Annotated in this window: 11 protein-coding genes; 3 read left to right on the top strand and 8 right to left on the bottom strand. The window is 69.9% G+C overall.

Annotated elements, in window-relative coordinates:
* Positions 1-202: 202 nt before the first annotated feature.
* Positions 203-1,093, bottom strand: a complete 891-nt coding sequence (locus DKM19_RS05995) for a LysR family transcriptional regulator (protein WP_110694843.1) — start codon at positions 1,091-1,093, stop codon at positions 203-205.
* 83 nt (positions 1,094-1,176) lie between these two features.
* Between DKM19_RS05995 and DKM19_RS06000 the strand changes: the two genes are divergently transcribed.
* Positions 1,177-1,692 (top strand): cysteine dioxygenase family protein, encoded by a 516-nt coding sequence (locus DKM19_RS06000; protein WP_110705505.1) that lies wholly within the window; start codon positions 1,177-1,179, stop codon positions 1,690-1,692.
* Between the two features lie 246 nt (positions 1,693-1,938).
* Here the strand turns inward: DKM19_RS06000 and DKM19_RS06005 are convergent, their stop codons facing one another.
* From DKM19_RS06005 to DKM19_RS06025, 5 genes are all read right to left on the bottom strand, one after another.
* The gene (locus tag DKM19_RS06005) at positions 1,939-2,685 is read right to left on the bottom strand and encodes a PspA/IM30 family protein (protein ID WP_110694844.1); all 747 of its coding nucleotides are present in this window, start codon (positions 2,683-2,685) and stop codon (positions 1,939-1,941) included.
* Positions 2,686-2,695: 10 nt separating this feature from the next.
* Positions 2,696-3,430, bottom strand: a complete 735-nt coding sequence (locus tag DKM19_RS06010; RefSeq protein WP_110694845.1) for a hypothetical protein — start codon at positions 3,428-3,430, stop codon at positions 2,696-2,698.
* Positions 3,430-5,250 (bottom strand): substrate-binding and VWA domain-containing protein, encoded by a 1,821-nt coding sequence (locus DKM19_RS06015; RefSeq protein WP_162642474.1) that lies wholly within the window; start codon positions 5,248-5,250, stop codon positions 3,430-3,432. The genes DKM19_RS06010 and DKM19_RS06015 overlap by 1 nt, the downstream gene beginning before the upstream one ends.
* Before the next feature lie 72 nt (positions 5,251-5,322).
* Positions 5,323-7,119 (bottom strand): substrate-binding and VWA domain-containing protein, encoded by a 1,797-nt coding sequence (locus tag DKM19_RS06020; protein WP_110694847.1) that lies wholly within the window; start codon positions 7,117-7,119, stop codon positions 5,323-5,325.
* 359 nt (positions 7,120-7,478) lie between these two features.
* Positions 7,479-8,825, bottom strand: a complete 1,347-nt coding sequence (locus DKM19_RS06025; protein WP_110694848.1) for a M20/M25/M40 family metallo-hydrolase — start codon at positions 8,823-8,825, stop codon at positions 7,479-7,481.
* 296 nt (positions 8,826-9,121) lie between these two features.
* On the opposite strand from DKM19_RS06025, the gene DKM19_RS06030 reads away from it, so the two are divergent.
* Both DKM19_RS06030 and ald read left to right on the top strand, forming a co-directional pair.
* Positions 9,122-10,513, top strand: coding sequence for an aspartate aminotransferase family protein (locus DKM19_RS06030; RefSeq protein WP_110694849.1), 1,392 nt, complete (start codon positions 9,122-9,124; stop codon positions 10,511-10,513).
* Positions 10,514-10,804: 291 nt separating this feature from the next.
* Positions 10,805-11,920 (top strand): alanine dehydrogenase, encoded by a 1,116-nt coding sequence (gene ald / locus DKM19_RS06035; protein ID WP_110694850.1) that lies wholly within the window; start codon positions 10,805-10,807, stop codon positions 11,918-11,920.
* A 126-nt stretch (positions 11,921-12,046) separates the two neighbouring features.
* Here the strand turns inward: ald and DKM19_RS06040 are convergent, their stop codons facing one another.
* A complete protein-coding gene (locus DKM19_RS06040) occupies positions 12,047-13,459 on the bottom strand; it encodes a tetratricopeptide repeat protein (protein WP_110705506.1) in 1,413 nt (470 codons plus the stop codon).
* A gap of 182 nt (positions 13,460-13,641) precedes the next feature.
* A complete protein-coding gene (locus DKM19_RS06045; protein ID WP_110694851.1) occupies positions 13,642-14,943 on the bottom strand; it encodes a sulfite exporter TauE/SafE family protein in 1,302 nt (433 codons plus the stop codon).
* Between the last annotated feature and the right edge of the window lie 4 nt (positions 14,944-14,947).

A 14,947-nucleotide genomic window follows, 5' to 3' on the forward strand; every position in this document is an offset into this window, starting at 1 on the left:
GGCCGTCATGGGTGGATCGAGGCCGGGCGATTGGTTGCCACGGCCACCGCCTAGTGGATCGAGGCCGGGGGAATGGTCGGCTATGGCCACCCCGGCGGGCCGAGGCCGAGCGGTTGGCGCCACGGGCATCGCCCGGTGGATCGAGGCTAAGGGGTTGGCGCCGCGGCCACTGCCCGGCGGGACCGGGCCGGGGGAACGGTCGCTATGGGCTCTGCCGCGGCGGTTGTTCTGAGCGGGCCGAGGTCGCCAGCGTCGTCAGCAGGGCGGCGGTGGCCGGGGGATCCGGCGGCTCCCCGTAGGTGGCGGCGTAGACGTGCCGGATCGAGCCGGGGATCTCGGCCGCATTGACCTTCGGGTGGTGGTGCGCCCGCAGGGCGAGGCCGGGCAGGGCCGTCACCCCCATCCCGGCGGCGACCAGGGCCTGGACGGCGATGTTGTCGTCGGTGGTGAAGGCGATCTCCGGTTCGAAGCCCACGTCGGCGCAGAGATCGAGCAGGTGGCTCCGGCACCGTTCGCACCCCCCGATCCACCGGGAGTTCCGGTGGGAGAACAGGTCGCCGGTCCTTCCCGCGGTGACCAGGTAGCTGGGGTCGTCCAGCAGATGGGTCAGGCGGATGCCGTCGTCCTCCGGGTCGGTGTTGTCGTAGCGGAAGATGACCGCCACGTCCACGTAGCCCGCGCGGAGCATGCGCAGGGCGTCGGGCGGTTCGGTCTCGGTCAGCCGCAGCTCCAGGCCGGGGTGTTCCCGGGCGAGCAGGGCGGCGGCCCTGGGCACGAACGTGCCGAGGGCGGAGGGAAAGGCCGCCAGCCTGACCCGGCCCGCACGCAGGCCCACGTGCGCCGACAGCTCGGAGGCCGCGGAGTCGATGCGGCCGATGATCTCGGTGGCCCGCTCGGCCAGCATCTGGCCCGCCTCGGTCAGCCGGATGCCCCGGCCGGCCTTCTGGATCAGCTTGGCCCCGGTCTCGACCTCGAGCTTGGTGAGGTGATGGCTGACCGAGGGCTGCGAGTAGTGCAGTTCCCTCGCCGCCGCGGTGACCGATCCGGTCCGGGCCACGGCGGCGAGTACGCGGAGCCGGGTGACATCGAGCATCCATCAATTTTATCTATGGGTAACCAGAAAGATAGGCATTAGACCTTATGGGTCACTCGGCGCATTCTTGAACTATGGAAATCATGACACTCGCCCGTCCCGGCCTATCAGAGCTGGTCACGGCGGTTCGAGGGGTCACCCATCGGTACGCCGACCCCAGGACGACGGTTTTCGCCGTGGCCGACGTGTTGCGTGAGCGCCTGCCCTCTCCCGAGATCCTCACCGAGGCGGAACGGGCCGGGGACGCCGCCGGTTACGTGGGCCACACCCTGTACACCGAGGACGCCTTCTCGATCATGGCAGTGGTCTGGCTGCCGGGTCAGGAGACGGCGATCCACGACCACATCGCCTGGTGCGCGTTCGGGGTCCTGCAGGGCGCCGAGTACGAGACGCTCTACCGTTTCGACGGCGACCACCTGACCGAGATCGGCCGGTCGGCCAACCAGATGGGTCACGTCAGCGGCTTCGCCCCGCCCGGTGACATCCACCGGGTTCGCAACATCGGCGAGGAGACCGCGATCTCCCTTCACGTCTACGGTGCGGACCTCAGCGCCACTCCCACCAGCGTCCGCCACATCTACGACCTGCCCGTTCGCTGAGATCCACTCCGCCGTACGGGTACGGCCCACCGGCCGGCCGAGGCCTGCCCGCCGCAGGATCCGTCGGCCGCTGAAGCCCGCCCGCCGAAGAACCGGTCATCCCGCTGGGGCTGCTCGACGGTCGCGGGGCCCGTCGGCCGTCGAGGTCCGCCTCTCGCGGAATCTGTCAGCCGCCGAAGTTCGCCTGCCGTGGGGTCGCCGGCCTGCTGGGACCTGCCCGCCGTACTCGCGCTCCCCGGGGGCGGCTCAGCTTTCGACTTCCGGCTTCTTGTTCAGGCCGAGGCTGTCCCTGATGGCCTCCAGGCGGGCGGCGCCCTCGACGTCGATGGAGGCGCGTTCGACCTCGATCATCCGGGCCTCCACGGAGTTGGAGGTCAGCTCGGCCTCGCCGAGGGAGCGGGCGTAACGCTTCTCGATCTTCTCGCGGACCGCGTCCATGGTCGGGGTGTCCCCGGCGGGGGCGAGGCCGGACAGGTCGCCCATGGCCTTGTTGAGCTGCTCCTGCATCTTGGCCTGGTCGAGCTGGGAGAGCAGGCGCATCCGCTCGGCGATCTTCTTCTGCAGGGCCATGGCGTTGTTCTCGACCGCCGCGCGGGCCTGGCCGGAGGCCTGGGCGGCCCGTTCGTGCATCAGCTGGGCGTCCTGCATGGCGGTCTCGGCCGCCACCAGCCGGGAGGCGAAGGCGCGGGCCGAGTCCTCGTACGACAGCGCCTTGCGCTCGTCACCCGCGGTCCTCGACTGCTCGGCCAGCAGGATCGCCTGGCGGGCGTTGGCCTGGAGCTTCCCGGTCTCCTCCAGCGAACGGGCGAGCCTCATCTCCAGCTCGCGCTCGTTGCCGATGACCGCGGCGGCCTGCTGGGTCAGCCGCTGGTGCTGTTCCTTCGCCTCCTGGATCGCCTGCTCGATCTGGATCCGGGGATCGGACAGCTCGTCCAGCCGGCCGGACAGGGCGAAGACCATGTAGCGCCAGGCGCGGCGGATGACTCTGAACATGGGGGGCTCCTTATCGATCCAGCGCGTCGCGCGTGATCTGTTCGGTTTCGTGCAGGCCCTGGCGTACTCCCTCAAGGGCGTCGGCGAGCTCGTCCAGTGCCCTGGTCGGCTCCAGCGCTCCGGTCGCCGACATCGCCGACAGCTCCACCACGCGGGCGAGGAGCTCCTCGATGCTGATCGTGCTGGCCTCCATGCGGGCGAGCACCTGCTCGCGGGTCCCGGAGAGCCGGTCGACCACGGCCTGCTGGGAGGCCAGCGAGGCGAGGGCGCGGTCGATGTCCTGGACCAGCCCTTCCTTGGCGTTCTTCCTGGACCGGACCAGCCGCGCGTGCTCCTGCTTGAGCTTGTCGAGGTCGAACCTGGCGAGCGCCGTGCCGGTGAGCGAGGCCTGCTCGGCCAGCCGTTCCAGCGTGGCCATCGAGTCGTTCACCTGGGGCCGCATGAGCGCGATCCGCTCGGCCAGCGGGCCGCGTTTCATCGAGGAGCTCAGCTCGTCCAGGCCGTGCGCGGCCGAGCCGGCCCGCCCGAGCCAGTAGGCCTCCTGGCTCCGCGGGGTGATGACCGGCGCGCCGCGGTCCTCGTCCCGCCCCTGGACGGAGGCGATCCCCGCTTTCGCCAGCCAGACGGCGACCCCGACGAACCCGGCGGCGGCCGGGTGCACGCTGACGGCCCACGCGGCGCCGGCGGCGGTCGCACCGAGCAGCAGGCCCCACGCGTCTTTCAGTTCCTCAACGAAGCGAGTCATCAGAAGTTGGATATCACCGCGGTGAACACCTGGTCGATACTGCCAGGTTTGCGGGAGTCGTAGGCTGCCGCGCTGGTCGCCTCCGAGATCTGCGTGAGCACGCCGAGGTCGGCGTCCGCACCGTAGGCGATCGTGAACAGCCGGACCGAATCCTGGCCGGCCTCGGTGCGAAGGTCGGGGAGCAGGTTCTCCAGCGAGATGCTGTTGATGTCCTCGTTCTTGCCGTCGGTGAGGAAGACCACCGCGTTGATCGCGTCACCGTGCTGCAGTTCGCGCACGTGCTTGTAGGCGGCGAGCGCGGTGTCGTAGAGGCCGGTCCCGCCGTCGGGGGTCAGGCCGTCGAGCCTGGTCCGCAGGTTTTTGCGCTGGGCGTCGTTCATGGCGGACAGCGGGGACAGCTCCAGATAGTCCTTGTCGCCGTCGCGCGTCGTCGAGAACATCCACAGCCCCACCTTGTCGTGCGGGCCGAACTGGGGCAGCGCGTTGATCGCCGCCTGCTTGGCCAGTTCCAGCTTGTTCTTTCCCGTGTCGGGCACGGGGGCGCCCATCGAGCCCGAGACGTCGATGACCATGAGCACGTTCGCGGGCTTGCGCAGGTCGGCCCAGCTGGAGAGCACCTTGTCGAGCACGTTCGGGGCGGGCGGGCTGAGCGTCGTCTTGGGCTCGCCGGGCAGCAGGCCGTTCTCCTGGGTGATCAGCTTGCCGGCCTTGCCCTCGTACGACCGGAAGGCGAACTCGGCGAACTGCTCCTGCTGCTCCGGGGCCTGCAGATGGGCCAGGAAGTCGGCCGCCACCTGGCGCTTGGCCTCGTCCACCCACGGCTCGGTCAGCACCGCGTAGGGGTTGTCGGAGTAGAGGGTGCCCTCCTTGGGATAGATCGCCGCCAGCGGCACCTTGGGCTTTTCGTGCTTGCCCAGCGTCTTGGGGTCGCCGGTCGGGTTGCCCTGGTTGTAGTCCCAGACCGACTTCTCCTCCACGGCCACCGCGGAGATGTAGCTGAGGCCCGCCCCCGCGTCGTCCGCCCGCTGCAGGTTGGACAGGAACGTCAGCGTCGTGTCGCCGTAGTGCACGATCGAACGCTCCACGCCTCGCACGAAGTCCCTGGCCTTGGAGTCGGCCACGTTCTTCTCCGACAGGTCGCCGGACAGGCCGGTCGCCGCGAAGTAGGCGCCGACGGTGGCGTTCAGGCCGCTGGTGGAGAAGTTGGGGTTGGTCTTGCCCAGCCGGAAATCTCCCCACTCGGGATGGCCGTGCTTGGCCCAGGAGTCGGTGGAGAGCTCCAGCAGGTCGGACCAGCCGAGCTTCTTGCCCGGCCAGCCCAGCGCCTTGGCCATCGGCATGGGCATCGCGATGACCAGCGGCGTCTTGGCGATCGACGGGTTTTCGGCGGCGACGACGGAGGCCTTGTCGGTTCCCGAGATGCGCTGCTGGAGCAGGGTGATCCAGCCGTTGCTCGCGGGGGACCAGACGTCGGGCTGCGGGCCGTCCTGGCGCTCGTCCCAGCCCCGGGCCAGCGCCTGCATCGCGCCACCGCTGGCCTTGGTCTCAATGATCACATCGGCGCAGCGCCCGCCGACCTTCTTGCCGTTGTAGCCGGAGGCGATGCTCCGCAGCAGCTCGGCCTTCTCCGACGACGCGGCCACGGTCAGGGTGATCCCGTTGCCGTCGCACGCCTTGACCTGCTCGGACCCCTGAAGTTTGGCGGGATCCGTATCTGTGTCCGCGCCCGCGCTGAAGAATATCCGCAGGCCGACGATCAGAGCTCCGGCGAGAATGATCGCGATGATGAATGGAGCGTAGTTCCTGCGTCGGTGCGGCATCTGGTACAACCCGGCCTCCTGGTTGTGTCGGTACTTATCCGACGAATGAGCCGTCGCCAGAGTTCGTCGCAATTAAAAGTTAGAAATGACACTGGTAAAAACCTGGTCAATAGTGTCAGCTCGCGAGGAGTCGTAGGCGGCTCCGTCGGTGGCCTCGGCGATCTGCCTGAGCACTCCCTGGTCCGCGCCCTCGCCGTACCCGATGGTGAACAGGCGAACGTCCGGGTTGAGCTTGCCGAGCAGGTTGTCCAGGTCGCTGCCGCCGGTCTTCTCGTTCTTGCCGTCGGTGAGGAAGACCACCGCGTTGATCGCTCCGGCGTCCTTGGCCCCGCGCATCCGTTCGACGGCCGCGAGCGTGGTGTCGTAGAGCCCGGTGCCGCCCCCGGCGGTCAGCCCTTCCAGCTGGGCGCGGAGCTTGGGGCCGGTCTTCGACACGGAGTCGACCGGGACCAGCTCCAGATAGTCCTTCGCGCCGTCCTGCCTGGTGGAGAAGGCCCACAGGCCGACCTTGTCGTCCCCGCGGAACTGCGGCAGCGCGTTGACCGCCGCCTTCTTGGCCAGCTCCAGACGGCTCTCGCCGGTGCCCGAGGCCTCCTCCTCCATCGAGCCGGACTTGTCCACCACGATCAGCACGTTGGCCCGCTTGCGCAGCTCCGACCAGCTCGCCAGGACCTTGTCCAGGACGGCCGGGGTGGGCGGGCTGAGGGTGGTGATCTTCGCGCCGGGGTCGACGCCGTTCTTCTCGACGGCCTGGGGGCCCGGCTTGCCGTCGAAGGAGCGGTAGCCGTACGACTGGAACTTCGCCTGCACCGGCGGGCTGTGCAGGTAGGTCAGGAAGTCGTCGGCGACGGCCTTCTTGGCCGCGTCCATCCAGGTCAGCGGGACGTAGGGATGGTCGGAGAAGAGCGTGCCCTCCTTGGGGTTGACCGCCACCAGCGGGGTGCGCGGCGGCGCGTGTCTGCCCAGGGTGGCCGGGTCGCCCGAGGGATTGCCCCGGTTGTAGTCGGTGACCGAGTTCTCCTCGACGGTGATCGCGGAGATGTATGCCATCGACTCGCCGCGGTCGTCCGCGCGGAGCAGGTTCCCCAGGAACGTCATCGAGATGTCGCCGTAGTGCACGATCGACTGCTCGACGCCCCCGACGAAACTCCTCGTCTTCGCGTCGGCCACGTCACGCGCCGTCAGGTCGGAGGTGGTGCCGGTGGCGGCGAAGTAGGCGCCGATGGTGGCGTTCAGGCCGCTGGTGGAGAAGTTGGGGTTGGTCTTGCCCAGCTTGAACTGGCCCCACTCGGGATGGTCGTACTTCGCCCAGCCCTTCGGGTCGGCCGCCAGTTCGGCCAGCTCCGACCAGCCGATGGCCTTGCCCGGCCAGCCCAGGGCCTCCGCCATCGGCTTGGGCATCGCGAAGACCAGGGGCGCGGTCACGATCGGGACCGGTTTGCCGTCGGCGACCGGCACGGTGCCGTCGGCATTGGACGCCTGCTGGCGCAGGAGCGTCACCCACGCCGAGGCGGCCGGGGACCAGACGTCGGGCCGCGCGCCGTCGGACTGCTCGTTCCAGCCCTTGGCCAGTGCCCGCATCGCGGTGCCCGAGTTGGCCTCGTCGATGACCACGTCGGCGCAGCGCCCGGCCACGGCCCGCCCGCTGTACTCCTTGGCGACCTCGCGCAGGATCCCGATCTTGTCCTGGGAGGACGCCACCCTGATCTTCGTCGACTCGCCCGAGCAGGCACTCGGCTTGCTCTCCGCGCCGTTCTCCGCATCGCCGCTGAAGAACCAGCGCAGTCCGGCGATCAGCGCGATGGCGAGCACCACGGCCAGCAGGTACGGCAGGATGCGTCGGCGAGGTCGTGCGGGGGGATAGACCACTGAATGATCGTAGGAAGAAACGTTTTACCTGGAAAGAGGCGTACGCCGCCGGGTTGGCCGACACATCACGACAAAGCGGCTGTTATCGGATGTTGAGTATGCGCATCCCGGAGCCGCGTCGATCAACGCCATTGCCGGGCGCCGGATCGACCGGTACGCCCGCGCTCGACCCCGACCCCGACCCCGGTCTGGCTCCGGCCCGACCCCGGCCACGCCTCCGACTCTGGCTCCGGCCCCGCCTCCGGCCCGTGGTCCAGGCCGGGTGACATCCGTGCCGGTGGAAGAGCGGAAGGGCCTCACCCCGTCTGACGGGTGAGGCCCTTCCGCTGAGTCCGAGACGGCCCTGCCGGGCCTTCTCGCTAGACCGCCGTGGAGCCGTACTCCTGGAGGAAGAGCGCCTCCGTGGTAGCCGTACGGCGGAGCTCCTCGAGGTTCACCCGCTCGTTGGGCGCGTGGATCGCCGCGTCGTCGTCCTCGGCGCCGAAGAGCAGGATCGTGGCGGCGGGGAACTGCTTGACGAGCGTGGAGACCAGCGGGATCGAGCCGCCCGCGCCGACGTCGCGCGGCGGGCGGCCGTAGGCGCGCTCCATCGCCCGGTTGAGCGCCGTACGGGCCGCGCCACCGGTGTCGGCGAGGTAGCCGGTGCCCAGCGTGTAGTCGCTGACGCTGACCTGGGCGCCCCAGGGGGCGACCTGGTGGAGGAAGTCGACCACGGCGTTCACGGTCGTCTTCGGGTCACCCGCCGGAGGAACGCGCACGGTCACCCGGGCGCGTGCGACCGCCTGGACCGCGTTGATGGCGCCGGAGACCGTCGGCACGTCCAGGCCGGTGACCGTGATGGCGTAGGAGGCCCACAGCCGGTCGGCCAGCGAACCGGAGCCGACCAGCGAGACGCCGTCCAGCACGCCCGCCGTGGCCCGGAAGTCCTCCTCCGAGGGGCCGGAGCCCAGGAAGTTGCCGCGCGGCAGGCCGGGGACGCGGATGTCACCGTGATCGTCGTGCAGGGCGGCCAGCATCCGGATCAGCGCCGCGAGCGCGTCCGGGGCGGCGCCGCCGAACGAGCCGCTGTGCAGCGACTCCTTCAGGGTGCGCACCTCGACGGTGAAGGCGCCCATGCCGCGCAGCGAGGTGGTGACCGACGGGTCGCCCACCCGCGGGTTGCCGGTGTCGGCGACCACGATCGCGTCGGCGCGGACCAGCTCGGGGTTCTGGGCGACGAAGGCCTCGAGGCGTTCGCCGGCGTACTCCTCCTGGCCCTCGATGATGACCTTGACGCCCACCGGGAAGCGGCCCCGGAAGGCACGGAGCGCGGCGACGTGGGAGATGACGCCCGACTTGTCGTCGGCCACGCCGCGGCCGTAGATCGAACCGTCGATCTCCGTCGGCTCGAAGGCCGGGGTGCGCCACAGGGCGGGGTCGCCCGGAGGCTGCACGTCATAGTGCGCGTAGAGCAGCACCGTCGGCGCGCCGGGCGGGGCGGGGGCCTCGGCGTAGACGGCGGGGAAGCTGCCCTCCACCGGAATCTGCCGCACGTGGGGCAGACCCGTGCTGCGGAGCAGCTCCTCGGTCATGGCCGCGGCGGCGTACACCGCCTCCTCGGGATGGCCGGGAAAGGCTATCGAGGGGATGGAGGCAAGCCGCTTGAGGTCTTGGATCGCCTGAGGCATACCGGCGGCGACGGCGCCTTCGAGCTCATCGGGAGTCACGTCTTTCCCCGTATCTCAATATCTGGTGTGTCCGATCGGATCACAACCGGTGGGAGGGCTGCGGTGTGTTGTGCGCGGTGCGCTGCGCCTGATTCCAGCACACCGGGATTCCATCGCGCGAAACCGGGGGGCATATGGTCCGGACACTCCTGAAAATTGGTCGCGGATTTCGTTGTTGTTACACGAGGGATTTGCGGATTCCGGAGTTCTTGCACTCTGCTGCCACGTTTTCACTTGGCAAGGGCTGTTTTGGCATGCAGACTGTTGGGAGCCCAGCTCAACGAGGGAAGATTGTGATGACGCACCCTGAAAATGACGTGGCCTCGCTCATGCAGGCCGCGCAGGACAACCTGTGGATGCACTTCACCCGGCACAGCTCCTACGCGGGCGCCGAAGTGCCGATGATCGTGCGGGGCGAAGGCTCCTACATCTATGACGTGCACGGTAAGCGCTACCTTGACGGCCTCGCGGGACTGTTCGTGGTCCAGGCCGGGCACGGTCGCAGCGAACTGGCCGAGGCCGCCGCCAAGCAGGCTCAGGAGCTGGCGTTCTTCCCGCTGTGGTCGTACGCGCACCCCAAGGCCGTCGAGCTCGCCCAGCGCCTGGCCGCCGAGACCCCCGGAGACCTGAACCGCGTCTTCTTCACCACCGGTGGCGGCGAGGCCGTCGAGACCGCGTGGAAGCTCGCCAAGCAGTTCTTCAAAGTCACCGGCAAGCCGCTCAAGCACAAGGTCATCAGCCGCCAGATCGCCTACCACGGCACCCCGCACGGCGCCCTGTCGATCACCGGCATCCCGGCCTTCAAGGAGATGTTCGAGCCGCTGGTCCCGGGTTCGGTCAGGGTGCCCAACACCAACCACTACCGCGCCGACGAGATCACCGGCGTGCCCGGCATGACGCCGGAGCAGTACGGCTACTGGGCCGCCGAGCGCGTCGCCCGTGCCATCGAGATGGAGGGCCCGGACACCGTGGCCGCCGTCTTCGTCGAGCCGGTGCAGAACGCCGGCGGGTGCTTCCCGCCGCCGCCCGGATACTTCAAGCGCCTGCGTGAGATCTGCGACGCGTACGACGTCCTGCTCGTCTCCGACGAGGTCATCTGCGCCTTCGGCCGCCTCGGCACCATGTTCGGCGGGCAGAAGTTCGACTACGTCCCCGACATGATCACCTGCGCCAAGGGCATGACCAGCGGCTACTCGCCGATCGGCGCCATGATCGCCTCCGAGCGCCTCTTCGAGCCGTTCAAGACCGGCACCCAGATGTTCGCCCACGGCTACACCTTCGGCGGCCACCCGGTGTCCTCGGCCGTGGCCCTGGCCAACCTCGACCTGTTCGAGCGAGAGGACCTGCTCGGGCACGTGACCCGTAACGAGCCGGTCTTCCGGTCGACCCTGGAGCGTCTCCTCGACCTGCCGATCGTCGGCGACGTGCGCGGCTCCGGCTACTTCTGGGGCATCGAGCTCGTCAAGGACAAGGCCACCAAGGAGACCTTCAACGCCGAGGAGTCCGAGCGCCTCATCCGCGGCTTCCTCACCCCGGCCCTCTACGAGGCCGGCCTGTACTGCCGCGCCGACGACCGCGGCGACCCGGTCATCCAGCTCGCCCCGCCGCTCATCTGCGGTCCCAAGGAGTTCGACGAGATCGAGTCGATCCTCCGCTCCGTGCTGACGGAGGCAGGGAACCGGCTCTGAGCGCGCCGCCGTACGCGACCCGGCAGTTGGGGTGTCGTGTACGGCGACCGGCGTGCTGCCGCGGGCGGCCACCGAGCCGCGCACACGGCCCAGCGCCACCGAAAACCACGCACGCCGCTCGCGGTCTCATGACCCATGGCGGCCGAGCCACGTACGGGGCTCACGGCTCACCGAAGCGTGACCGTGCCCGCCTGAAAGTACGGGGCCCGCGGCTCACCCAAGCGTGACCGTGCCTCCCTGAATCGGGTGGTGACCTCCGCCCTGAAATTTTAAATCCCGAAAGGAACCGTTATGAAGATCGGCGTGCCTGCCGAGGTCAAGAACCACGAGTACCGCGTCGCCGCGACCCCGGCGGGCGTGCACGAGCTGGTTCGCCACGGTCACGAGGTCTACATCCAACGCGGCGCGGGCCTCGGCTCGCACCTTCCCGACGAGGACTACCTCTTCGCCGGCGCGAAGATCCTCGACACCGCCGACGAGGTGTGGGGCCAGACCGAGATGATCCTCAAGGTCAAGGAGCCGATCGCGGAGGAGTACCACCGCATGCGTGCGGGGCAGGTGCTCTTCACCTACCTGCACCTCGCGGCCGGCCGCGAGTGCACCGACGCCCTGCTCAAGCAGCAGGTCACCGGTATCGCCTACGAGACCGTCCAGGTCGGCAACACCCTGCCGCTGCTCGCCCCGATGTCCGAGGTCGCGGGCCGTCTGGCCCCGCAGGTCGGCGCCTACAACCTGATGCGCTTCAACGGCGGCCGCGGCGTGCTGCCCGGCGGCGTGCCCGGCGTGGCCCCCGCCAAGATCGTCGTCATCGGCGCCGGTGTCTCCGGCCTCAACGCGGCGCAGATCGCGGTCGGCATGGGCGCGGACGTCACCGTCCTCGACCTCAACGTCGACCGCCTGCGCTTCATCGACGCCATCTACCAGGGCCGCCTGAAGACCCTCGTCTCGACCTCCTACGCGATCGAGCAGGAGGTCCTCGAGGCCGACCTGGTCATCGGCGCGGTGCTGATCCCGGGCGCCAAGGCCCCGACCCTCGTCTCCAACGAGCTGGTCTCCCGCATGAAGCCGGGCTCCGTGCTCGTCGACATCGCCATCGACCAGGGCGGCTGCTTCGAGGACTCCCACCCGACCACGCACGCCGAGCCGACCTACCAGGTCCACAACTCGATCTTCTACTGCGTGGCCAACATGCCGGGTTCGGTGGCCAACACCTCCACCTACGCGCTGACCAACGCGACGCTGCCCTACGCGGTCAGGCTGGCGAACCTGGGCTGGAAGTCGGCACTGCAGCAGGACCCCGCCCTGGCGCTGGGTCTCAACACCCACGCGGGCAGGCTCACCAACGACCAGGTCGCGCTCGCGCTCGACCTGCCGTCCGTGCCGGTCTCCGCGGTCATCGCCGCCTGATCCGACACCCGTACGGGGCCCGCGCTCGCCCTTGGCGGACGGATCGAAAAAGCAGGGCCCCATGGTCGCACCCGTGACCATGGGGCCGTGCTTTTTCGATCCTTACGAAGGCAGGCCCGGCCGTCCTTACGGCGCCCGGCCCGAGCGCAGGGCGCGGGCGGTGATCAGGACGTGCTCGACCTCGGTGGGGCTCGGCCAGGGAGCGCTGCCGGGACGGAGCAGCGTGGCCCGGACCAGGGCCAGATGCTCGATCGCGCCCCGGGGCAACCCGCTCTGCTCGGTCAGCCAGGCCACGACGTCGGTGTGGTCGCGCAGCGGCCGGGTGATGAGATCCCAGGTGCCGAGGATCTCGGTCAGCTCGCCGACCTTCAGCGGAGTGCCGCCCCGCCGGGACACGGCGGCCGCGGCCAGCTCGGCGCGGGCGACCAACTCGGGCTCGGTGGTGCGGTCCCAGATCGGGGACGGCGGGTCCGACAGCCAGCGCTCGGCCTCCTGGGAGAAACCGGCCGCCGAGAGCAGCGAGGCCAGCTCGACCGCGGCCCGGTGGTGCCCGGCCCGGGCCGCCTGGCGGAACCAGTGCTGTCCGCCCTGAATGTCACTGTGCTCGGCGATGAGCAACAGCCCGAAGTTGAAGGCCGCCTCGGGGTCGCCGCCCGCCGCGGCACGGCTGAACCAGTGGCCCGCCGCCTGCGAGTCGCTCATCTCCACGCACACGAAACCGGCCGTCCGCTGATCGTCGATCCGCCCGGTGTGGGCGGCCCGCTCGAACCAGGCACGGGCGGCGCGCAGGTCCCCGTGGGTCAGCGCGATCCCGCCGAGCTGGGACGCGGCCCCGGGATGCTCGTTCTTGGCGGCCAGCCGGTAGAACGCCTCGGCACCCTCCGGATCCCGGTTGGCCTGCAGGAACAGGCCCAGGTGATAGGCCGCGTCGGCGTGGCCGCCCCTGGCTGCCAGCTCCCACCAGCGCAGCGTCTCCTCCTCCTCGCCGGAGGCGTAGGCGAGAAATCCCAGGTCGTTGGCGGAGGCGAGGTCGCCGTCCATCGCAGCCCTGCGGTGCCAATCCCAGGCGGACTTCGTCTCGCCGCCGTCCTCGCAGATCAGCGCGAGCCGCCGGGCCGCTGCCCGGGAACCCGCCCTGGCCGCCCTCTCGAACCACCGCCGGGCGGTCGGCATGTCACCGCGCTGCTCCAGCAGGAGCGTCGCCAGGTTCACCGCCGCCTCGACGTCACCGGTGTCCGCGGCGAGTTCGTACCACGCCACGGCCTCCACCAGGCTGCCGTGCTTCTCGTGCCAGATGCCGAGGTTGTACGCGCTGTCGATGTTGCCCCCGACCGCCGCCCGCTCCCACCAGTGCCGCGCCGCCGAACGGTCGCCATGCTGGGCGAAGTGGCGGCCGAGCAGGTGCGCGGCCTGAATGTCACCGCCGTGCGCGGCGAGCAGCAACTCGGTCTCGCGGTCCGTGTCGTTCTCGTGCTCGGTGCTCCGGGGGATGGGTATCAAGACCGCAGCCGTCTCCCGATCGTCAGGCCACCACCCCATGTCGCCCTCCCCGCCGACGATGCACAGCCGATAGCACACAGACTGTCACGTAACCATGCGACAGCGGAGCGTTATCACCGACTTCGGTCTTCCGGTGTGTCCGGAGAAACGCTCATTGGAGGACACGGAGGAACACTCGTCGGAGGAACGCTCAGAGGGCTTGGAGAGATGCTCATCAGAGATCAGAGGAAGTTGATGAAGCCCACGTACATTCCCATCGAACAGACGTAGCGCAACGATCCTGGAGATTGCGGATCAAGCCATACGGTGGCGGGCAGGGCCACGTCGCGGCCGTCGATCGTGAGCATCCGGGTGCAGCCGGGGGTGCCCATGAGGTGGAAGACGATCTCGGCGGGCATGCCCGCGCGGGCGGTCACCACACCCGGCCGGTAGCCGCGATCGGTGGCCCAGACGTCGATCCGCTGGGTGCCGTCGGCGCGCACGATCGCCGCCGCCACGGGCGAGCCGCCGGAGCCGGGAAGCCAGCCGCCCAGGCTCACCCCCGAGACGATCGTCCACAGGCCCGTGGCCAGCGCGACGATCCCCGCCAGCGCCGCCAGCCTGGTCGTGGCGACCCGTCGAAGGGCCAGGCCGAGCAGCGCGAACCCGGGCGCCGTTCCCACCGCGAACCCGGCCATCACCGCCGCCCCGCCCAGCGCGGATCCGCTGGAGACCGCCACCACCTCGGTGCTGAGCGTGACCCCGCAGGGCAGCAGGATCGTCGCCGCTCCCAGCATCACCGCCCTGACCCCGGGAGCGACCGCCCCGCCCCCGAATGCGATCGGGCTGGTCTCGGAGACGGGCGCCCTGACCTTGGAGGCGAGCGTCCCGTCCCCGGAGACGGCCGGTCCGGTCTCGCAGGCGGGTGCCCCGTCCCCAGAGATGGCCGGATCGGACCAGGAGGCGAGCGTCTCGTCTCCGGACGCGGCCGGCCCGATCCCGGAGACGGCCGGCCCGGTCCCTGAGGTCAGCGTTCCGTCCCCGGGGGCCGTGGCCCGTGAGGCGATCGTCCTGCCCCCGAAGACCGTGGCACGGAGGGCGATCACCTTGCCTCCGAAGGCCGTCGCCCGGGAGGCGACGTTCCGGTGCGGGGCGCACCCGACCGGCTCGCGCCTGAACATACGGGCCCCGAAGACCATGACCGCGATCCCCGCCACGACGAGCAACGCGGCCCTCACCTCGGGTCCCAGCTGTACGGCGGAGCCGACCAGGCCGAGAAGGGCCCCGGCCATCACGTGCGAACCGGAACGGCCGACCAGGAACAGCAAGACGACCGCCGGACCCGACGGCTCCCGGAACATATGGCGGTCCCCGACACAGGCGGGGCTTTCACGGGAGGTGAGCCCGGCGAGCAGACCCCCCTGCATCGCCGTACACGAGGCCGTGCCCGCCACCAGCCCGGCGGCGAGCCCCCCCGCGAACAGCGCGGCCAGGCCCGCGCTCAGCGGACGGCCAGAGTTGCGATCCAGATCCCCACGTAGCAAAGCT

The organism is Streptosporangium sp. 'caverna' (assembly GCF_003203775.1).
Taxonomy (GTDB): Bacteria; Actinomycetota; Actinomycetes; order Streptosporangiales; family Streptosporangiaceae; genus Streptosporangium; species Streptosporangium subroseum.

Coding starts and splice junctions, on each gene's coding strand:
- DKM19_RS06000 (WP_110705505.1), top strand. CDS start 1,177: ATGACACTCGCCCGTCCCGGCCTATCAGAGCTGGTCACGGCGGTTCGA.
- ald (WP_110694850.1), top strand. CDS start 10,805: ATGAAGATCGGCGTGCCTGCCGAGGTCAAGAACCACGAGTACCGCGTC.
- DKM19_RS06005 (WP_110694844.1), bottom strand. CDS start 2,685: ATGTTCAGAGTCATCCGCCGCGCCTGGCGCTACATGGTCTTCGCCCTG.
- DKM19_RS05995 (WP_110694843.1), bottom strand. CDS start 1,093: ATGCTCGATGTCACCCGGCTCCGCGTACTCGCCGCCGTGGCCCGGACC.
- DKM19_RS06015 (WP_162642474.1), bottom strand. CDS start 5,250: ATGCCGCACCGACGCAGGAACTACGCTCCATTCATCATCGCGATCATT.
- DKM19_RS06040 (WP_110705506.1), bottom strand. CDS start 13,459: ATGGGGTGGTGGCCTGACGATCGGGAGACGGCTGCGGTCTTGATACCC.
- DKM19_RS06030 (WP_110694849.1), top strand. CDS start 9,122: ATGACGCACCCTGAAAATGACGTGGCCTCGCTCATGCAGGCCGCGCAG.
- DKM19_RS06010 (WP_110694845.1), bottom strand. CDS start 3,430: ATGACTCGCTTCGTTGAGGAACTGAAAGACGCGTGGGGCCTGCTGCTC.